The organism is Pseudomonas sp. KNUC1026, from assembly GCF_021650705.1.
Classification (GTDB): Bacteria; Pseudomonadota; Gammaproteobacteria; order Pseudomonadales; family Pseudomonadaceae; genus Aquipseudomonas.
Map to the genome: position 1 here is coordinate 3,620,001 of NZ_CP087138.1, position 19,506 is coordinate 3,639,506.

Here is a 19,506-nt window from a genome sequence, read left to right on the forward strand (position 1 = left end):
GCTGGAGAACCAGGCCGGTGGCTGGCCTTGTTCGACTCCGTCATAACGGGACGCATCCTCCGCGCGCGCCCAACCGGGTACCGCAGCAGCGAGCCCGCCTGCTGCTGCCGCGCCAAGCAGGCGCCGGCGAGACAAGTAAGCGGATTCGTCAGTGACTTCAGACTCCCGGCAATCGGAAGGCTTGAAAGATTTGATGATCATCAGGGGGCTCCACAAAACAGGTGAACAGCCATTTAACTGGTGTGACGCCCCCGCGCCGGGTTTATTTCACTTGCCGACGCTGCATTCGGATCAAATGCTGGATAGGCCCGGAAGCTGCGTACACAACGAAAATAAGCAGCAGGATGCGAGGCGGATCACTGAACACGACGGCAAATACCAGCACAACGGCCAAGATCGCCACGAAGGGTACACGCCCTTTGAGGTCCAGCTCCTTGAAGCTGTTGTACTTGATATTGCTGACCATCAGCATGCCCGCAGCCGCTACCAGCAAAGCCACCAGGAACGACAACTTGGAGCCTGGGATGTCGAAGTCGCTCAGCGCCCAGACTGTGCCAGCAACAACCCCGGCGGCGGCCGGGCTGGCCAGGCCGATGAAGTAACGTTTATCGGCCTTGCCCACCTGAGTGTTGAAGCGCGCCAGGCGCAGCGCCGCGCCGGCTACATAGATGAAGGCAACCATCCAGCCTACCTTGCCCATGTCGCCCAATGCCCAGCCAAAGGCCAGCAGCGCCGGAGCCATGCCGAACGCAATCATGTCCGACAGCGAATCGTACTCGGCACCGAAAGCGCTCTGGGTATTGGTCATGCGCGCGACTCGGCCATCGAGCCCATCGAGCACCATGGCCACGAAGATGGCGATAGCGGCGAAGGAGAAATACCGCGAGGCCTCCGCAGCGTTGCCGGCACTCAAGGCGCTCTGTGCGCTGATCGAGTTGATGATCGAATAGAAGCCGGCGAACAGGTTGGCGGTGGTGAACAGGTTCGGCAGCAGGTAAATCCCGCGGTGGCGCACCTTGCGCCCTTCGGCATCATGGCCTTCTTCAATGTGCTCATCGATAGGCAACAGGCTATCGGCGTCGGGTGCCTTGCCGGGCTCTTCGGGACGTTCGCTCATTCTCTGAATACCTTGCACAAGCATGTGAAAAATCTGACAGGTGCTCACGGCCAGCGTTCGGCCATAAGCATGCCTGCTTTATACCAGATCAGGGCCTCCCCGAACGAGAGACGGTTGGCCGACCCGCCCTCAATCATCTGGCACAGCCCCGCCATCAGGCGACAAAAGCTTTGCAAGCGCGCCTTAACAGTCCAAAATCGCGGCTTTTTTTACTGGCCAAGGCGCAAGCTTCCCGTTCCACCCCGCCTAGGCCGCGTTACAGAGCCCTGCATACGGAGCCCCCGAATGAACAAGCAGGCCACCGGCGCCACCGCGCGCCTGGATCAAACCGCCACCGCCCAAGGGTGGAACCGCGAAGACACCACCTGGATGCTGGGCCTGTTCGGTACCGCCATCGGCGCAGGCACCCTGTTCCTGCCGATCAATGCCGGCCTTGGAGGCTTCTGGCCGCTGCTGGTGCTGGCCGTGCTGGCTTTTCCGATGACGTTCTACGCTCACCGCGGGCTTACCCGCTTCGTGCTGTCGGGCAAAGGCGACGAGGACATCACCGGCGTAGTCACCGAGCACTTCGGGGCGAAAGCTGGCACGCTGATCACACTGCTGTATTTTTTCGCAATCTTTCCGATCCTGCTGATCTACAGCGTCGCCCTGACCAACACGGTCAGCAGCTTCCTCGAGCACCAATTGCATGTAACCGCTCCGCCACGCGCTGCCCTTGCCGCGTTGCTGATCGTCGGCCTGATGATCGTCGTGCGCTGCGGTGAACAAGCCACGGTCAAAGTGATGAGCTGGCTGGTGTATCCATTCATTACTGCGCTGGTACTGCTGGGCCTGTTCCTGATTCCGCACTGGACCGGCGGCATTCTCTCCACCGCCACGCAGCCGCCCGCCCCGGCCAGCTTGCTGGGCACCCTGTGGCTGGCGATCCCGGTCATGGTGTTCTCGTTCAACCACTCACCGATCATTTCGGCCTTTGCGGTAGACGCCAAGCGTCGCCACGGCGAGCAGGCCGAACAACGCAGCGGCCAGGTGCTGGCGCGTGCCCATGGCCTGATGGTGATCACTGTGCTGTTTTTCGTGTTCAGCTGCGTGCTCACACTGTCCCCGGCGCAACTGGCGGAGGCCAAGGCGCAGAACCTGTCGATTCTGCTCTTATCTTGCCAACCACTTCAGCAACCCGATGATCGCTTTTGCGGCACCATTGATCGCCTTCGTGGCCATCTCGAAGTCCTTCCTGGGCCACTACATCGGCGCCAGTGAAGGCCTTAAAGGATTGATCGTGAAAAGCGGCCACCGGCCAGGAGAAAAAGCCCTGGACCGTCTCGTTGCAGTGGCCATGGCGGTGGTGTGCTGGATCATTGCCACGCTCAACCCCAGCATCTTGGCAATGATCGAGACGCTCGGCGGCCCGGTGATTGCAGCCATTCTTTTCCTGATGCCGATGTATGCGGTGCGCAAAGTCCCGGCCATGCGCCGTTACGCCGGCCAGTGGTCGAATGTGTTCGTGGTTATCGTAGGCTTGATCGCGATTTCAGCGCTGGTGTATTCGCTGATTTGAAACTGAAGTGGGCCGCCTTGCGCGGCCCACCGGGGCATCGCCTAAAGCGACTCGGTGCCCAGCTCATCCCACACGGCTTCGGCCAGGTGAAACGTGGCGTTGGCCGCCGGGATCCCGCAGTAGATCGCGCTCTGCAGCAACACTTCCTTGATCTCTTCTCGGGTCACGCCGTTATTCCGCGCCGCGCGAAGGTGCAGCTTCAACTCCCCTTCCCTGTTCATCCCGATCAGCATGGCGATGGTGACCAGGCTGCGCGTGTGGCGCGGCAAGCCGGGGCGGGTCCAGATATCGCCCCAGGCATGGCGAGTGATCATTTCCTGAAACTCGCCATTGAATTCGGTGATGTTGCTCAGGCTGCGATCCACATGCGCATCGCCCAGCACAGCTCTGCGAACCTGCATGCCCGCTTCGTAGCGTTGTTTTTCGTCCATGCTCAGGCCTCCTGCAAAAAATCGATGACCGCACGGGTGAACGGCTCGCCCACCTCGACGTTGGACAGGTGCGCGGCATGAAACTGCATATGCCGTGCACCCCTGACACGCGCGCTTATGAATTCGCCATCCACGGGTGTGGTTACAGGGTCCTGGATGCCGGAAATCACCAGCAATGGCGCGTTGATCTGGCCCAGTTGCTCGCGAAAGTCCGCATCACGCACCGCCGCGCAGTTGGCGGCGTAGCCTTCGGGCGACGTGGCGGCAAGCATGTCGGTGATGCGCTTGGCGGCTTGCGGGTTGGCCTGAGCGGAACGCCGGCGTGAACCAGCGCGCAATGGACGCATCACCCAGGCCCGCCATGGCGGCCTCACGTTCGCGCAGCACGGTTTCGATGCGCGGGTTCCAGACCTGCTCGCTGCCGATCTTGGCGCCGGTGTTGCACAGAATCAGCCTGGCGATGCGCTCAGGGGCATTGATGCCCAGCCACTGGCCAATCTGGCCGCCCATCGACAGGCCACAAAAGTGGACCTTGTCCAGGCCCAGAGCGTCGAGCAGCGCCAACACATCGCGGCCTAACTGCTCCAGGCTGTAAGGCCCCGGCGTCACCAACGAGTTGCCGTGCCCTCGGGTGTCGTAACGCAATACCTGAAAATGTTCGGTAAGGCCGGGGATCTGCTCGTCCCACATGTGCAGGTTGGTGCCCAACGAGTTGGACAGCACCAGCACCGGCAAGCCTTGGCGGCCATCGAGCCGGTAATTGAGTTCGCCATCGGCGAGTTTGACGCTAGCCACGAAAGCCTCCTATCAAGCGTTGAACAGAGAGTGTTCCGCCACTGCCCGTGCCACCCATGCCTGGGCCTGGCCCAGGTAATGTGCAGGGTCGAGCAAGCGGTCCAATTCATCGGCACTCAGTTGGGCAGTCACCTGCGGCTCGTCGCCGAGTACCTCGCGCAGATGGCGCTGCTCGGCCACGGCGCGCTTGCAGCATTGCTCCACCAGGTGGTGCGCCGCATCGCGGCCGATGCGCTGGGCCAGTGCGATGCTGACCGCCTCGGCCAGTACCAGGCCCTGAGTGAGCTGAAGGTTGCGAGCCATCCGCACAGCATCCACCTCAAGGCCATCGACGATCACTTGCGCCTGCGCCATGCTGCCGGCAACCAGGCAGTTCAGTTCTGGCAGCGTTTCCCATTCGGCGTGCCATAGCCCGAGGCTGCGCTCGTGCTCTTGAGGCAACGCGCTGAACAGAGTGGCCACCAGGCCGGGCGCGCGGGTGGCCGCGCCGATCAGTGCAGCTGCACCCACCGGATTTCGCTTGTGCGGCATGGTCGATGAGCCGCCCTTGCCCGGCGCCGACGGCTCGAATACCTCGCCCGCCTCGGTCTGCATGAGCAGGCTGATGTCGCGGCCGAACTTGCCCAGAGTGCCTGCGACCAGGCCCAGCCAGGCGCCGAACTCGGCAATGCGATCACGCTGCGTGTGCCAAGGCTGTTCTGGTAGCGCCAACGCAAGCTCCTCCGCCAGCGCCTCGGCGACCGGCAGCGCTTGCGCGCGCCAATGCAGCGAGTGTGCCGGAGGCGCCACCGAACTGCAGCACCAGCAGGCGCGGCCTGAGCTCGCGCAGCCGTTGACGGTGGCGGTTCAACGCGCCCAGCGTACCGGCCAGTTTCATCCCCAGCGTGACTGGGGTGGCATGCTGCAACCAGGTGCGGCCAGCCATGGGCGTGCCCGCGTGTTCAGCCGCACGCTGGGCAAGGCTTGTGCAAAGTTGCGCCAACCCTTTATCCAGCAGCTCGATCGCCTGCCGTAGCTGCAGGATCAACCCACTGTCCATGGCGTCCTGGCTGGTGGCGCCCAGATGCACATAGCGCTCTGCCTCGGCATTGCCAGAAGCGATTCGCTTGCCCAGCGCCTTGACCAGCGGAATCGCCGAATTGCCCGCACTGGCAACTGCCACCGCCAACGCATCGAGGTCATACAGCTCGGCCTTGCAGGCCGCCTCGATGGGCTCGACGCAGGCCTGTGGAGCCAGTCCGACACGCGCCTCGGCGCGGGCCAGGCCCGCTTCGAAGTCGAGCATGCCCTGCACCCGGCCGTGATCACAGAACACGTCGCGCATGGCGCGGGTAGTGAAATAGGCGTCGAACAGGCCGTTACGCGGGCGATCAGTCATGGCAGAACCTTGTGGCGGTCAATGGTCTTCGTGAAGGTACGAGGGTTTTTTCGGGAGGCGCAGGCTGAACAGGAAGGCGATCACCATCATCACCGTCACGTACCAGTAGAAAGCGTTTTCATTGCCCGCAGACTTCAAGCTCAGGGCGACGAACTCGGCCGAGCCGCCGAAGATTGCGTTGGCAACCGCATAAGACAGCCCCACCCCCAGCGCCCGTACTTCCGGCGGGAACATCTCTGCCTTCACCAGGCCGCTGATGGAGGTGTAGAAACTCACGATCGCGAGGGCCACTACAATCAGCACGAACGCCAGGAACGGGCTGGTCACCGTTTTGAGAGTCAGCAGGATCGGCAGCGTGAACACGGCGCCCAAGGCACCGAACCACATCATCGAAGCGCGGCGGCCGATACGGTCGGCCAGCATGCCGAACAGCGGCTGCATGCACATGTACAGGAACAAGGCACCGGTCATGATGAAGCTGGCCGTTTCCGGGGTCATCTTGGCGGTGTTCACCAGGTACTTCTGCATATAAGTGGTGAAGGTGTAGAAAATCAGCGACCCGCCGGCGGTGTAGCCGAGCACGGTGATGAAGGCGGCACTGTGGTGCTTGAACAAGCCCGCGAGGCTGCCAGCGTTTTTATCGTTACGGGTTTGCGCGGTGCTGGTCTCTTCCAGCGAACGGCGCAGGAACAATGAAATCACCGCAGCCACGGCCCCGATCACGAACGGAATGCGCCAACCGAACTCGGTCAGCTCCTGCTTGTTGAACACCTGCTGAAGGATAACCACCACCAGCACTGCCAGCAGTTGGCCGCCAATCAGCGTCACGTATTGGAACGAGGCAAGAAACCCACGCTGGCCGCGCAGCGCCACTTCACTCATATAAGTCGCCGTGGTGCCATATTCCCCGCCCACCGACAGCCCTTGAAGCAGGCGCGCCAACAGCAACAGCACAGGTGCTGCCGTGCCGATGCTGGCGTAGGTAGGCAAGCAGGCGATGATCAATGAGCCGCCGCACATCATCAGCACTGAAATCATCATCGACTTGCGCCGCCCGAGACGGTCGGCTACCCGGCCGAACAGCCAACCGCCGATGGGCCGCATCAGGAAGCCTGCGGCGAACACACCTGCGGTGTTGACCAACTGCACGGTAGGGTTGTCGGACGGGAAGAACGAAGGGGCGAAGTAGAGTGCGAAAAAGGCATAGACGTAAAAATCGAACCACTCCACCAGGTTGCCCGATGAAGCGCCCACGATGGCAAAGATCCGTTTACGCCGCTCTTCACTCGTGTAATGAGGCGTTGTCATGTTTTATTTCTCATTAAGGGTGATATTGGGAAACATAACGTAACACTGTGACAACGCTCTCGGGCATTCAAATTGCCATCCATGGCCACCAGCAAACATGCCGGGACAGCAGCGTCTCGAGGTATCTGCTGGATATAAGCCGATCGTGGCATCGGCCCGCACCTGCAACTATCGATACCGGGCGGCGCTGGTTTCCCGAACTCGGTCAGACCCGCTCGACCGCCAGCGCCAGGCCCTGGCCCACGCCAACGCACATGGTCGCCAGGCCCAGGCGGCCACCGGTCTTTTCAAGATGATGAACGGCCGTCAGCACAAGCCGCGCGCCGCTCATGCCCAGTGGATGGCCGAGGGCAATCGCGCCACCATTGGGGTTAACGCGGGCGTCGTCATCGCTCAGGTCGAGGTCGCGCAATACCGCAAGGCCTTGTGCAGCGAACGCTTCGTTGAGCTCGATGACATCGAAATCGCTTACCGCGATGCCCAGCCGCTCGGTGAGCTTGCGCACCGCAGGCACTGGCCCGATCCCCATCACCCGAGGGGCAACACCGGCACTGGCCATGCCCAGCACCTTGGCGCGGGGTTTGAGGCCATGTTTTTTCACCGCCTCGGCGCTCGCCAGGATCAACGCCGCCGCGCCGTCGTTGACACCTGAGGCATTGCCGGCAGTGACGGTTTTGTCGGCGCCATTGACTGGCTTGAGCTTGGCGAGGGTCTCAAGTGAGGTGTCGGCGCGAGGATGCTCGTCCTGCTCCACCAGCGTTTCGCCCTTTTTATTGGCGATGCGCACGGGCACGATCTCTTCGGCGAAGAACCCTGATGCTTGTGCAGCGGCTGTACGCTGCTGGCTGCGAACCGCAAAGGCGTCCTGATCTTCCCGAGATACCTTCCAGTCATCGGCCACGTTGTCGGCCGTCTGCGGCATGGCATCCACACCGTACTGGGCTTTCATCAAAGGGTTGATGAAGCGCCAGCCAATGGTGGTGTCTTCGATTTTCATGTCTCGAGAGAACGCGGTAGCAGACTTGCCCATTACGAATGGCGCGCGAGACATCGATTCCACGCCACCTGCGATGGCCAGCTCCATCTCGCCGCTGGCAATGGCACGAAATGCAGTGCCTACCGCATCCATGCCTGACGCGCACAGGCGATTGAGTGTGACGCCAGGCACGCTCTGCGGCAGGCCTGCCAGCAACAGTGCCATGCGGGCAACGTTACGGTTGTCTTCCCCTGCCTGGTTGGCGCACCCCAGGAAGACCTCGTCGACCTGAGCCCAATCGACCTGCGGATTGCGCTCGATCAGCGCCTTGATCGGCACCGCAGCCAGGTCATCGGCGCGCACCGCCGACAAGGCGCCGCCGAAGCGGCCGATGGGGGTGCGAATGGCGTCGCAGATGTAGACTTCGCGCATCATGCCTCTCCCGGTGCCTGGCCGTGGGCCTTGGCGGTACGTTCTTCGAGGTCGCGCAGCGCGGCCAGCTCGGTCTCGCTCGGCGCTTGCGTGGCACTGACCTGCTCAGCGAAACGAATCGCCCACCCGGTGGCCTCGACGATCTGCTCGCGGGTTACGCCTGGATGAATCGAGGTTACGACGAACTCGTTGCTGCCGGCCTCCGGCTCCATGATGCACAGGTCGGTAATGATCGCGACCGGGCCCGCGCCAGGCAGGCCGAGGCGCTTGCGTGAGTCACCGCCCTCTCCGTGCCCGACCGACGTGATGAAATCAAGCTTGTCGACGAAACTGCGGTGCGACTGTTTCAGGATGATCAGGCAGCGCTTGGCGGAGCCTGCAATTTCCGGCGCACCGCCGGCGCCCGGCAGGCGTACTTTCGGCTGGAAATAGTCACCAACGACGGTGGTATTGATGTTACCGAAGCGGTCGACCTGCGCCGCACCGAGGAAGCCCACATCGATGCGGCCGCCCTGCAGCCAGTAACGGAAGATTTCACCGGTGGGCACCACGGTATCAGCGGTCTCGGCCAGTTCGCCGTCGCCGATCGACAGCGGCAGCACCGTGGGCTTGGCGCCGATCGGGCCGGATTCGTAGATCAGCGTTACGTCTGGAGAATGGGTCAACCGCGCCAGGTTCGCCGCTTTGGAGGGCAGGCCGATGCCGACAAAGCAGACAGCCTTGTTGTCCAGCCAGCGCGAGGCGGCCACGGTCATCATTTCCGAGGTGTTGTAGTTCGTGCTCATGCTCATGCCTCCGCCGCCAGCGATGCCTTGAATGCGTTGAAGTCCGCAGTGCCGCGTATGTGCTTGTCGATCCAGGCCGTGAACGCTTCGCGCGAGCGGCCGATCGGGTCCCAATCCTGGTAGAAGCGATTATCGCGCTCGTAATAGCCGTGGGCGTATGACGGGTGGGCACCCCCAGGCACATGGCATACGGCGGCCAGCGCCCAGGTGGGCAGTACGCAAGCATTCATTGGGGCATCGAGATCGTCGACGATCTCTTCAACGGTAACGATGCAGCGCCTGGCAGCGAGCGCAGCCTCTTTCTGGACCCCGAGGATGCCCCAGAGCAGCACGTTGCCCTTGCGGTCTGCCTTCTGCGCGTGGATGACTGTCACGTCCGGGCGAACAGAGGGCACCGCTGCCAGCACTTCGCCTGTGAAGGGGCACGTCACGCTCTTGATCAGTGGGTTGACCTTCGGCAGGTCGGAGCCGGCATAAGCGCGAAGCACCGCGAAGGGCAGGCCCGAAGCGCCAGCCACGTAGGAGTTGGCCAGGTCGGCGTGGCTGTGCTCTTCGATTTCCATCGCGTGAGGCCATTGCTTCTCGACCGCATCACGCAAGCGGTGCAGCGAGCCAACGCCAGGGTTGCCGCCCAGGAAAACACCAGGCGGCGCGCGCAACCTGCGCCGATCAACTGGTCGTAGATAAGATCCGGCGTCATACGCACCAGGGTCAGGTCTTTCTTGCCTTGGCGGATGATTTCGTGGCCGGCGGCCGTCGGAATCAGGTGAGTGAAGCCTTCCAGGGAAACCGTGTCGCCGTCGTGGACGAATTGCTTCACGGCATCGTGCAGCGAAATGATGTCAGCCATCTTGTGGACTCCAGGGGCATGAGTCGTTCTTGTAAGCATTGATCGAGGCGCGGCAAATGGGCGCCATGCGGATCGATTGCCAAAGATTACGACCGTCCCTTGAAGCAAAACAATTCGATAATCGACTAAGCGTTCGATAATCGAACGCTTACCGCTGCGATGTCAGCTGAAGAGCTGCGCGCTCAGGTTGCGGCTTGCGGTGAGCATACTGGGCAAGAACTTCTGTTCGAGGTCGGCGCGGCTCACCCGGCCAGCATGCGTGCTGATGTTCAAGGCTGCCAACACTTGCCCCGAAGCGTCATAAACCGGCACTGCGATCGAGCGCAGGCCTTGCTCCAACTCTTGATCGACGATGCACCAACCCTGTTGCCGGACACCCTGCAGGCACTCCAGCAGCGCGGCTTTGGAAGTGATGGTCTTGCTGGTCTTGGGCTGCAGGTCGACGTTTTCCAGGTACTCGCTCAAGCTGGCATCGTCCAGGGCCGACAGCAGGATACGGCCCATGGAGGTGCAATAGGCCGGCAGGCGCCCACCTACGTTCAGGTCTACCGAGATCAGCCGCTGAGTGACGGCCGAACGAGCAATATAGAGGATGTCCTCGCCCTCCAGGGTCGCCATGTTGCAGGCCTCGTGCAGCTGCTCGCTCATGTGGTCCAGATACGGCTGCGCCGATACGGCCAGCGGCGTGGAAGAAAGGTACGCATGGCCCAGCGTCAGCACCTTGGGCAACAGCGAATAGGTACGCCCATCGGTGGTGGCATATCCCAGCTTGATCAGGGTATGCAGGCAACGCCTCACCGCCGCGCGAGGGATTTCGGTGCGGTGGCTGATCTGCGCAATGGTCAGGTGGCGCTTGCGCTCCTGGAATGCCTGGACCACGGCGAGGCCGCGTGCAAGGGAGGTCATGAAGTCGGGATCACCGGCGAACGCCTGGATGCGCTTGGCCGGCGAAGCCACGATGGGAGGAGCCAGCGAGGCGAAGGAATTACGCAGTTGATCGTTCATGCAAGGGGCCTCCGGGCAACTCGATGCGGCCCTTGTTTCAAAGGGGGCGATCGGGCGATTATCGGACCAGTGACCGATAATCGCAATTGACCCTGATCGTCGGTCGCTATACCTTTGCCCTGCCGACGGCCCGGCATATGGGCTGCGGGATTTCCTGGGAGAGACTGGTCAGGTACCCACCACGGAAGTCCAGGCAAGGCCTTGCTGGTTCAGCGAGGCCTTTTTCTTTACCCGCAACAACAGCCAAGTTGGTTTCAAGGCAGAACTATCTCACTCATGAAGTGCAGGCTCGTAAAACTTTTTACAGCACATCTCTGAAACCTCGGCCCACATTGACGAGTCCCATATAACGCGGATAACGTTGATACCAAACCAGCCTGGCCGCCCCGCCTGCCTTCTCGAACCACGGCAGTGCGTGGCCACTTCGATACGAACTAATACCAACAGGTAAGCATGTGACCAAAGACGAACTGCGCGCGGAACTCGAGCGTCAGGAGCAACGCTTCAAGGATATCTACGGTGGTGAAGTCACCACTTACGCGGCTCAACCCGAGCCTGAACGCAAGCGCTGGCGCAAGCGCGCGACCGTGCAGGACAAAGCGTTCGCACACGAACTGCAGAAGATGGAAAAAGAGCTGCACGAACCCGCCCAGTGAGCTCTGCCCACCGCTGAATAACGAGGCGTTTTAACGCCTGCGGTCAACCGTTCGCGACTTATCCGGAAGCCGGCGCTTCGGCGCAGCCACTTTTCTGTCATAATCGCGCCCCCCAAAGAACGGTCACACCACCTTCATGATTGATCTATTCAGCGGATTGGACGCCTGGGTCATCGTCAGCTTGCTGCTGGCACTGGGCTTCGTCCTGGCCTTCGAGTTCATCAACGGCTTCCACGACACTGCAAACGCGGTGGCCACTGTCATTTACACCAAGGCCATGCCGCCCCATCTGGCGGTGATACTTTCGGGCCTGTTCAACTTCCTCGGCGTCCTGCTGGGCGGCGTGGGCGTGGCATACGCCATCGTTCACCTGCTTCCCGTCGAGCTGTTGATCAACGTGAATACCGGCCATGGCCTGGCAATGGTGTTTTCTCTGCTTGCCGCAGCCATCGCCTGGAACCTGGGCACCTGGTATTTCGGCATTCCAGCGTCCAGCTCCCACACCCTGATCGGCTCGATCCTCGGCGTGGGCCTGGCCAACGCGATGATCAATCACATCCCGCTGGGCGACGGTGTGAACTGGCAGAAGGCGATCGATATCGGCGCCTCGCTGGTGGTCTCGCCCCTGGTGGGCTTCGCACTGGCCGGGCTGTTGCTGATCGCCATGAAGAAGTTGCGCCCGGCCTCGAAGATGCACAAGACGCCGGAACAGCGCCGCCTGCTGGACGACAAGAAGCACCCGCCTTTCTGGGGCCGCCTGGGCCTGGTGCTGTCGGCGTTGGGCATGAGCTTCGTGCACGGCTCCAACGATGGGCAAAAGGGCATTGGCCTGATCATGCTGGTGCTGATCGGCATTGTGCCGAGCCAGTTCGTCCTCGACCTGTCCAGCACCACCTACCAGATCGAGCGCACCCGCGACGCCACCGTACACCTCAGCCAGTTCTACCAGCGCAACGCCTCCTCCCTCGGGGATTATCTTGCGCTGGGCAAGGCACGCGCCAACGACCTGCCAGGGCAGTTCCAGTGCGACCCCAGCCAGACCGAACCGACCATCGCTGCGTTGCTCGCCAACCTCAACAACGTCAGCGACTATCACAGCATGCCGCCGGAACGGCGCATAGAAACACGCCGTTACCTTTTGTGCCTGGATGACACCGCACGCAAGGTCGGCAAGCTTCCGGCGCTGGATGGCCGTGAAAAGGCCGACCTCGACAAGCTGCGCAAGGACCTGACCAGCACCACCGAATACTCACCGTTCTGGGTGATCCTGGCGGTAGCCCTGGCCCTCGGCATCGGCACCATGGTCGGCTGGAAGCGCGTGGTCACCACCATCGGCGAAAAGATCGGCAAGCAAGGCATGACCTATGCCCAGGGCGTTTCGGCCCAGGTCACTGCCGTCACCGCCATTGGCCTGGCCAACGTCTTCGCGCTGCCTGTGTCCACCACCCACGTGCTGTCCTCAGGCGTTGCTGGCACCATGGTCGCCAACCGCAGCGGCCTGCAAGGCAGTACCGTGAAGAACATCCTCCTGGCCTGGGTGCTTGCTCTGCCCGTCGCCATGCTGCTCGCCGCAGGCCTGTTCTGGCTGGCGTCCCGCTTCGTTTCCTGACTATCATCGGCCGGCCAGGTAACGCCTGGCCGGTCGCGCGCAACCGCTTGCACCCTCGAACATCTGCCCGCAACCAGGGTCCATGTGTGATTCCGAATCCGAAGGCAACCGGTCAGTGAAACAGTACCCACACCGAAGCTCCTGTATCCGAGGTGCCCGTTGAAGCGCGCCTTGTGGCTCGTCATCGCCATCGCGGCCGCCATCGGCATCCCCCTGGCCCTGGGAGGGGCGGAGTTGTTCGCACGGCTGCGCCAGTTCCCGATGCATCTTTTGCTGGGCATGTTCGCCATGATCATGCTGTGCTGGGTCATCAACAGCACCCGCACTCGCTTGCTGCTCGGCGACCAGGCTCGAAACGTCGGGCCTGTGCGCTGCCTGGGGTTGGTGATGGCCACCGAATTCGCGTATTGCGCTACCCCTGGCGGTAGCGGCGCACCATTGACCTTCATGGCCCTGCTCAGGCGCCATGGCATCCACCCCGCTCGAGCTGGCGCGGTCTTCGCCATGGATCAGATCAATGACCTGCTTTTCTTCCTCTGTGCGCTCATCGGAGTGCTGTGCTACGCCCTGCTTCATCATTTGAGCGAGCACATGCGGGGGCTATTGGTCAGCAGCGCGGTGCTCATCGTTGCAGCGCTGGTGGGTTGTGGCTTCCTGGCACGATATCACCGGCGCATGTTGAGCCTCTCCGGCAAGCTGCTGGCAAAATTACGCGTACGCCACGCCACGCGCTGGCGCTGGGCACGCCGTACGCTGCACTTCAGCGCTCAGCTGGCCGACACTCTGCGCCAGCCCAAACGGCGGCTGCTGCTGGCGTTCGTACTCACTTGCATACATTGGAGCCTGCGCTACAGCGTGCTCTACATCACGCTCATCGGCCTGGGCGCGGAGCTCGACTGGGCCTGGAGTTTCCTTGTACAGATGCTGGCGTTGTGCGCGGGGCAATTCAGCCTGTTACCCGGCGGCGCGGGCGCGGCGGAACTCACCTCAGCAGCCTTACTTGCGCCGATGGTAGGCAAGAGCACTGCAGCGGCGGCAATCGTCATTTGGCGCATAGTCACCTTCTACTTCTACCTGGTGGCCGGCGGCCCGCTGTTTCTGATACTTGTAGGCAAACCGTTGCTCAAGCGCCTGCTGCGGCTGCGCCAGGATCCGTGATTGCACAACCTGTCTGGGCCAGCAATGCATCTGTCATCAACTAATACTGCGGCCTTTGGATATTAGTTGCACATGCAATCAGTGCTGGCGGTTATTTACCTCGAATGCCCGGTGACAATGGGCTTTGGTAAAGATTCAGACACACACTCTCCCCCTCACATGTGGATGTTTTCACAATAATCGCATTACTTCGGTTTACTCCTACCCGCTCTCTGACTATTATTGCCAGCATTGTTAATACACCGCTCACTTCAAAAGGCCGCACATGTCGCTGATCAACGATTACCGCACCACAGAAGAAACCATCCGCGAACTGCAGGCACGCCTGGCCGCACTCAAGGAAGACAAAAACCTGCAAAGCGAACTGGAATTCGAATCCAAGCTGCGTGCGCTGATGGGTGAATATTCCAAATCCCTGCGCGATATCGTCGCTATTCTCGACCCGAATGCTTACCAGGCCAAAGCACCGCGCGCCGCTAAAGTCGCAACGCCGAAACGCGCTCGCAAGGTCAAGCAATACAAGAACCCGCACAATGGCGAAGTCGTCGAAACCAAGGGCGGCAACCACAAAACCCTGAAAGAGTGGAAAGCCAAGTGGGGCCCGGAAGAAGTCGAAAGCTGGGCTACACTGCTCGACTGATCCAACGCTGCCCCAACGATAACGCCAGCCTAGCTGGCGTTTTTCGTTTATAGCCCAAACCGTTCACGTATTCCTTGTACATGAACTGCCCACTGCTGAAGCACGGGCTCCTCCGCCAGCTGATATTCAGCAAGCGCAATATCGAACTGTGAAAGCGTATGCGGCGCACCTTGCCGCGCATCCACCAGCCGGCTGCGGCAGAAGGCGTGCCAGCGCTGTTGCTCTGCCTCGCTCAAGCTGCCGGGAAAGTTTCTTGCCCGGTATCGCCACAACAATTCCGCGAGGCGTGCGTCATCGAATATCCATTCAGAATTGACCAGTGCCGAAGCGGAAGCGCTGCGTATCTGATCGCACAGCCGCCGATCACGGTCGCCGATAAATCCGTCATACAGTTGCTGTTCAGGGTCCTCACTTGCAGGGAAACCATTGTTTCGATACACCTCTGCCAGCAAAGAAGGCCAATCACACGCGGCATTCGCCAAGGCGTCGGCGCGTTGTTTCAACTGCGCCATATCCAATCCCAGGCGCTCACGATCTTGCTCACGTAATACGGCCATCGGCGCGATAACCGGGCAACGGTTCACATGAATCAACTTCAGAGGAACGGGCAGCTCCCCTTGCGCCAACTCTTCCCTGCGCGTGTACAACCGTTGCGCCAACACCTCGGGTTCAACTTCCCACAGCACAGAAGGATCCAGATGCAGGTCGCAGACAATGAGTGCATTGCGATTGACGGGATGCCAGGCCAAAGGCAATACCACACCCAGGTAGGAGCGCGCGGCCGAAAAGCGCCCTGAAATATGCACCAATGGCTGCATCAGATGAATCTGATCGGTGACCGCGCGCTTGCCACGCAACTGAAACAGCCAGTCGAAGAGTTTGGGCTGCCGCTCCCGAATCAACTTCGCCAACGCAATCGTTGCATGCACATCGCAAAGCGCATCGTGGGCCTGGCCATGTTCCAGGCCGTTGGCGCTGGCAAGAGCCTCCAGCTTCAGACTGACCTGCCCATCCCGGTGGGGCCATTCGATACCATCAGGGCGCAATGCGTAGGCCGCACGTACAACGTCGATCAGATCCCAGCGGCTGTTACCGCCCTGCCATTCGCGCGCGTAGGGGTCGTAGAAGTTCCTGTACAGGCTATAGCGCGTCACTTCATCGTCGAAACGCAAGGTGTTGTAGCCAGCACCACAGGTGCCTGGGCGTGCCAGTTGCTCATGCACACGCGCCATGAACGCCGCTTCGCTGATGCCTCGTGCCTCCAGTATTTGTGGGGTGATGCCTGTGATACGGCAGGCTGCCGGGTGCGGCAGGATGTCGTCGCTGGGCCGGCAATAGATGTTCACCGGTTCATCGATCACATTGAGCTGGTGATCAGTGCGTAAGCCAGCCACCTGCAAAGGGCGGTCGCACCGAGGGTCGATACCGGTGGTTTCGTAGTCGTACCAGAAGATGCTCGCAGCCACCTGAGGCTCCTGTGCGGGAAGTCAAAGGGCGTATTCTGCCCCATCAGGCCAAACCTGTGAGCTTGCCGGCACAGCCACGCTTGCTCTGGCAAGCCTGCGCCGCTAGCATCGGCGCTTTCCCAGCCTACCGACGGCCGCAATGTCTTACGTACACGCAACGCCAGGGACCGGAACGCTGCTACGCCCCGTCGACACCCTGCTGCGGGTCGAAACGCCGGAAGGCATCGACCTGTTTCTCCGCCCTGCGGGCCTTGTGCCTCGCGCCCTCGCTTTCTCCATCGACCTGGCTATCCGCGGCGCAGTGCTGGGAATGGTCGGTGGCCTGTTGATGTTTCAGGGCGACCTGGGCGTCGGCGCATTGATGATGCTGTTCTTCTTCGTCAACTGGCTGTACATGGCCCTGTTCGAGGGTTTGCGCCAGGGCCGCTCACCTGGCAAGCAACTGCTCGGGCTGAAAGTGGTACACGACGACGGCACACCCATCGGCTGGCCTGCGGCGCTATTGCGCAACCTGCTGCGCGCGGTGGATGCCCTGCCCTTCGGCTATGCGCTGGGGCTGATCAGCTGCCTGCTCGACTCAAGCTTCAAGCGCCTCGGAGACCTGGCCGCCGGCACGCTGGTGGTTTATCAGGAGGCCGCGCTGAAAACGCCTGACCTGCCGCAGGTGCCACCCCAACCTGCCCCCTTCCCCTGAGCGTGGCCGAACAACGTGCCCTGATCGAACTCGCCGAGCGGCAGGCAAGCCTGCCACCGGCGCGCGTTCAGGAACTGGCTGCCTTGCTCGCGCCCGCGCTGGGTGTATCACCCGAACAGGCCATGCCACGCATCGAAGGCGTGGCGCGGGCATTGGTGGGGCCGCTATGAAGCAGAGCCTGTTCGAAGCGCGTTACCAGGAACAATGGGCCGCGTTCGAAAACACTCTCCAGCAGTTGGAGCGCCGTGATCGTGCCACCCAGGAACATGGGCATTTCAGCCAGCGCTACCGGCAGCTGTGCAACCACCTGGCGCTGGCCCAGGAGCGCCATTACTCAAGTCACCTGATCGATCGGCTGCGCCACCTGGCCCTGCGCGGCCACCAGCAGCTCTACCGCCAGCGCGCACGGCCGGCCAGCAGTATCGCGGCGTTCATCCTGCGCGGGTTTCCCCGCCAGGTTCGTGCCAACCGCGGTGTGGTGCTGGGTGCCTTTGCGGCACTGTTCGGGACCCTGGTGCTGGTGGCCTTGCTGGTGCGCGTATGGCCGGACCTGGTCTACAGCGTGCTCGCGCCCGACAAGGTGAGCGAGATGGAGCAGATGTACGACGCCAGCCAGAGCCACCTTGGCCGCGCCGCCGACCGCGCGAGCACCGAAGACTGGATGATGTTCGGCTTCTACATCATGAACAACATCGGCATCGCCTTTCAGACGTTCGCCAGCGGCCTGCTGCTGGGCCTGGGCAGCCTGTTCTACCTGTTCTACAACGGCCTGCAGATCGGTGCGGTCGCCGGGCACCTGTCGGGTACGCCTGCAGGTGTGCCGTTCTGGTCGTTCGTGATCGGGCACGGCGCCTTCGAGCTGACCGCCATTGCGCTGGCTGGGGCAGCGGGCCTGCGCCTGGGCTGGGCACTGGTAGCCCCGGGCCGCCTGTCGCGCGGCACAGCGTTGCGACTGGCCGCTGCGCAGGCGCTGCAGCTGGTCTACGGTGTGGCCCTGTTTCTGCTGATGGCTGCATTTCTCGAGGCCTACTGGTCGTCCAAAGGCAGCATCGCGCCGGCGATCAAGTTCGCTGTGGGTGCAGTGCTGTGGATCTTGGTGATCGCTTATTTGTGCCTGGCAGGCCGAGGTGAACATGAACCTGGCTGACGCCTCCGTCTCGATCCGGCCACGCTCGCGCTGGGAGGCCATCGACCTGGGCCTGCGCCTGGCTGGCCGCCACCGCCGGTTGCTGGTTCTGAGCTGGCTATGGCTGACCGTGCCAGCCTTTTTGCTGATCAGTACCCTGAGTTGGCGCAATCCTGCCGTTGCGGTGCTGGTGTTCTGGTGGCTGAAGCCGGCGTTCGACGTATTACCGCTGCACATCCTGGCACAAGGCCTGTTCGCGCAGCCGCCTACGGTGCGCCAAGCCCTGCGCGCCTGGCCGCGGCTGCTCGGCCGGCACACCCTCTCCAACCTGACCTGGCGACGCCTGAACCCCATGCGCAGCTTCGACTTGCCGGTGGCGCAGCTCGAGGGCCTGCGCAGCCATGCATATCGCGATCGCACCAACCTGCTGCATCGCCAGCAAGGGGGAGCAGCCACCTGGCTGACGTTGATCGGCGCGCATGTCGAGGCCATCTTGCTGATGGGGGCCAGCACCGTTTTGCTGCTGATGATTCCACTGAGCGAGAACAGCGACTGGGAATGGTTCGACAGCTTGCGCGGCATTGCCACCAAGGAGGAGGCATGGGTAGGCCACGTTTCCAACCTGCTGTATGTGCTGGTGGTTGCGTTCTGGGAGCCGATCTACGTTGCCTGTGGCTTCACCCTTTACCTGAACCGCCGCACCTGGCTCGAAGCCTGGGACCTCGAACTGATCCTGCGCAGCCTGCGGCAACGCCTGCTGCCGATGGTTGCCCTGGGACTGTGTTTCGCGCTGCCCTGGGTTAGCCAGGAAGCGAAAGCCGGGCAGCCGGAAGCTCCGCGGCTCACCCAGCAGCGGCTCGACAGCGCGCAGTCGCGCCAGGCGATAGACGCCGTCCTCAAGCAGCCACCGTTCAGCAACCCGCACACCGAGACCCGCTGGCACTGGCGAGGCGAGCAGGCTAAAGATAAAAAGCCCGCCCGGAGAAAACTCAACCCAGCAAGCCGGCGCCTGAACCGCCTGCCTATCTTCAACACATCGGCGAAATCATCCAGGCCCTGCTGTGGATCGCACTGATGGCCGCGCTCGGTTGGCTCGCCTGGCATTACCGGCGGCTGCTGCTTGGCCTGGGCCAGCGCATAGCGCGCAAACGCCCACAGAAGCCGGCTGGCCCTGCACAGCTGTTCGGCATGGACCTGGCACCAGAAAGCCTGCCGGACGACCTGGCCAGCCACGCCGAGCGCCTGTGGCAACAGGATCCTCGCCAGGCGCTTGGCCTGTTGTATCGGGGCCTGCTCAGCCGGTTGCTCAACGACTATCACGTACCTCTGCATGCAGCCGACACCGAGGGGCAGGTGTTGCGCCGCATCGAGCAGTTGCAGTTGTCAGGCCTGGACGACTTCGGCCACAAGCTTACCCGCCACTGGCAGGCCGCCGCCTATGGCCACCAGCCGCCAGGGTCCCAGGTGGGGGCAGAGCTTTGCCAAGGCTGGCGGCGGCTGTTCTCGGCAGGTGGCGCATGAA

Annotated in this window: 15 protein-coding genes and 5 pseudogenes (1 of these 20 cut by a window edge); 9 read left to right on the forward strand and 11 right to left on the reverse strand. The window is 62.0% G+C overall.

The window, feature by feature from the left end:
* A protein-coding gene (msrP, locus tag LN139_RS16990; RefSeq protein ID WP_236355318.1) for a protein-methionine-sulfoxide reductase catalytic subunit MsrP crosses the window boundary here: on the reverse strand, window positions 1-201 show its 5' end (the start). 813 nt of this gene lie to the left of the window's left edge; only the first 201 of its 1,014 coding nucleotides appear in the window; its start codon is at window positions 199-201; its stop codon lies off the left edge, out of view.
* 61 nt (window positions 202-262) lie between these two features.
* Entirely contained in the window at window positions 263-1,117 is an 855-nt protein-coding gene (gene pssA / locus LN139_RS16995; protein WP_236355319.1) for a CDP-diacylglycerol--serine O-phosphatidyltransferase, read from the reverse strand.
* A 285-nt stretch (window positions 1,118-1,402) separates the two neighbouring features.
* On the opposite strand from pssA, the pseudogene LN139_RS17000 reads away from it, so the two are divergent.
* A pseudogene (locus LN139_RS17000) lies at window positions 1,403-2,675 on the forward strand (aromatic amino acid transport family protein).
* Between the two features lie 41 nt (window positions 2,676-2,716).
* On the opposite strand, the gene pcaC reads toward LN139_RS17000, so the two are convergent.
* From pcaC to pcaR, 8 genes and pseudogenes are all read right to left on the reverse strand, one after another.
* The gene (gene pcaC / locus LN139_RS17005) at window positions 2,717-3,106 is read right to left on the reverse strand and encodes a 4-carboxymuconolactone decarboxylase (protein ID WP_236355320.1); all 390 of its coding nucleotides are present in this window, start codon (window positions 3,104-3,106) and stop codon (window positions 2,717-2,719) included.
* 2 nt (window positions 3,107-3,108) lie between these two features.
* Window positions 3,109-3,901, reverse strand: a pseudogene (pcaD, locus tag LN139_RS17010) (3-oxoadipate enol-lactonase).
* Window positions 3,902-3,913: 12 nt separating this feature from the next.
* Window positions 3,914-5,279, reverse strand: a pseudogene (locus LN139_RS17015) (3-carboxy-cis,cis-muconate cycloisomerase).
* Window positions 5,280-5,297: 18 nt separating this feature from the next.
* Window positions 5,298-6,587, reverse strand: a complete 1,290-nt coding sequence (locus LN139_RS17020) for an MFS family transporter (RefSeq protein ID WP_236355321.1) — start codon at window positions 6,585-6,587, stop codon at window positions 5,298-5,300.
* Window positions 6,588-6,792: 205 nt separating this feature from the next.
* A complete protein-coding gene (gene pcaF, locus LN139_RS17025) occupies window positions 6,793-7,998 on the reverse strand; it encodes a 3-oxoadipyl-CoA thiolase (RefSeq protein WP_236355322.1) in 1,206 nt (401 codons plus the stop codon).
* Window positions 7,995-8,780 carry a CoA-transferase subunit beta gene (locus LN139_RS17030; protein WP_236355323.1) on the reverse strand — a complete coding sequence of 262 codons (786 nt, stop codon included), beginning with the start codon at window positions 8,778-8,780 and terminating at the stop codon, window positions 7,995-7,997. The genes pcaF and LN139_RS17030 overlap by 4 nt, the downstream gene beginning before the upstream one ends.
* A gap of 2 nt (window positions 8,781-8,782) precedes the next feature.
* Window positions 8,783-9,630, reverse strand: a pseudogene (locus LN139_RS17035) (CoA transferase subunit A).
* A 162-nt stretch (window positions 9,631-9,792) separates the two neighbouring features.
* The gene (pcaR, locus tag LN139_RS17040) at window positions 9,793-10,635 is read right to left on the reverse strand and encodes a pca regulon transcriptional regulator PcaR (protein ID WP_236355324.1); all 843 of its coding nucleotides are present in this window, start codon (window positions 10,633-10,635) and stop codon (window positions 9,793-9,795) included.
* A gap of 455 nt (window positions 10,636-11,090) precedes the next feature.
* On the opposite strand from pcaR, the gene LN139_RS17045 reads away from it, so the two are divergent.
* The 4 genes from LN139_RS17045 (at window position 11,091) to mvaT (ending at window position 14,698) form a co-directional block, all read left to right on the forward strand.
* Entirely contained in the window at window positions 11,091-11,291 is a 201-nt protein-coding gene (locus tag LN139_RS17045; protein WP_236355325.1) for a hypothetical protein, read from the forward strand.
* A 136-nt stretch (window positions 11,292-11,427) separates the two neighbouring features.
* On the forward strand, window positions 11,428-12,900 hold the full coding sequence (locus LN139_RS17050) for an inorganic phosphate transporter (RefSeq protein ID WP_236355326.1): 1,473 nt from the start codon (window positions 11,428-11,430) through the stop codon (window positions 12,898-12,900).
* Between the two features lie 159 nt (window positions 12,901-13,059).
* Entirely contained in the window at window positions 13,060-14,058 is a 999-nt protein-coding gene (locus tag LN139_RS17055) for a lysylphosphatidylglycerol synthase transmembrane domain-containing protein (RefSeq protein ID WP_236355327.1), read from the forward strand.
* A gap of 265 nt (window positions 14,059-14,323) precedes the next feature.
* Window positions 14,324-14,698, forward strand: a complete 375-nt coding sequence (mvaT, locus tag LN139_RS17060; protein ID WP_236355328.1) for a histone-like nucleoid-structuring protein MvaT — start codon at window positions 14,324-14,326, stop codon at window positions 14,696-14,698.
* Between the two features lie 47 nt (window positions 14,699-14,745).
* Here the strand turns inward: mvaT and sbcB are convergent, their stop codons facing one another.
* On the reverse strand, window positions 14,746-16,164 hold the full coding sequence (gene sbcB, locus LN139_RS17065) for an exodeoxyribonuclease I (protein WP_236355329.1): 1,419 nt from the start codon (window positions 16,162-16,164) through the stop codon (window positions 14,746-14,748).
* A gap of 139 nt (window positions 16,165-16,303) precedes the next feature.
* On the opposite strand from sbcB, the pseudogene LN139_RS17070 reads away from it, so the two are divergent.
* The 4 genes and pseudogenes from LN139_RS17070 to LN139_RS17085 all read left to right on the forward strand — a co-directional run bounded on the left by LN139_RS17070 (window position 16,304) and on the right by LN139_RS17085 (window position 19,505).
* Window positions 16,304-17,028, forward strand: a pseudogene (locus tag LN139_RS17070) (RDD family protein).
* Complete coding sequence (locus LN139_RS17075) at window positions 17,025-18,005, forward strand: stage II sporulation protein M (RefSeq protein ID WP_236355330.1); 981 nt, start codon at window positions 17,025-17,027, stop codon at window positions 18,003-18,005. The pseudogene LN139_RS17070 and the gene LN139_RS17075 overlap by 4 nt, the downstream one beginning before the upstream one ends.
* Window positions 17,992-19,059, forward strand: a complete 1,068-nt coding sequence (locus LN139_RS17080; protein ID WP_236355331.1) for a hypothetical protein — start codon at window positions 17,992-17,994, stop codon at window positions 19,057-19,059. The genes LN139_RS17075 and LN139_RS17080 overlap by 14 nt, the downstream gene beginning before the upstream one ends.
* Window positions 19,059-19,505: a DUF4129 domain-containing protein gene (locus tag LN139_RS17085; RefSeq protein ID WP_236355332.1), complete on the forward strand. Its 447-nt coding sequence runs from the start codon at window positions 19,059-19,061 to the stop codon at window positions 19,503-19,505. Before LN139_RS17080 ends, LN139_RS17085 begins: the two co-directional genes overlap by 1 nt.
* Window position 19,506: the final 1 nt, after the last annotated feature.

What these genes read in the sequence shown, in the direction of transcription:
- pssA (WP_236355319.1), bottom strand. Translation starts at nt 1,117, where the DNA reads ATGAGCGAACGTCCCGAAGAGCCCGGCAAGGCACCCGACGCCGATAGC.
- pcaC (WP_236355320.1), bottom strand. Translation starts at nt 3,106, where the DNA reads ATGGACGAAAAACAACGCTACGAAGCGGGCATGCAGGTTCGCAGAGCT.
- LN139_RS17020 (WP_236355321.1), bottom strand. Translation starts at nt 6,587, where the DNA reads ATGACAACGCCTCATTACACGAGTGAAGAGCGGCGTAAACGGATCTTT.
- pcaF (WP_236355322.1), bottom strand. Translation starts at nt 7,998, where the DNA reads ATGATGCGCGAAGTCTACATCTGCGACGCCATTCGCACCCCCATCGGC.
- LN139_RS17030 (WP_236355323.1), bottom strand. Translation starts at nt 8,780, where the DNA reads ATGAGCACGAACTACAACACCTCGGAAATGATGACCGTGGCCGCCTCG.
- pcaR (WP_236355324.1), bottom strand. Translation starts at nt 10,635, where the DNA reads ATGAACGATCAACTGCGTAATTCCTTCGCCTCGCTGGCTCCTCCCATC.
- LN139_RS17050 (WP_236355326.1), top strand. Translation starts at nt 11,428, where the DNA reads ATGATTGATCTATTCAGCGGATTGGACGCCTGGGTCATCGTCAGCTTG.
- mvaT (WP_236355328.1), top strand. Translation starts at nt 14,324, where the DNA reads ATGTCGCTGATCAACGATTACCGCACCACAGAAGAAACCATCCGCGAA.
- LN139_RS17075 (WP_236355330.1), top strand. Translation starts at nt 17,025, where the DNA reads ATGAAGCAGAGCCTGTTCGAAGCGCGTTACCAGGAACAATGGGCCGCG.
- LN139_RS17080 (WP_236355331.1), top strand. Translation starts at nt 17,992, where the DNA reads ATGAACCTGGCTGACGCCTCCGTCTCGATCCGGCCACGCTCGCGCTGG.
- LN139_RS17085 (WP_236355332.1), top strand. Translation starts at nt 19,059, where the DNA reads ATGGCCGCGCTCGGTTGGCTCGCCTGGCATTACCGGCGGCTGCTGCTT.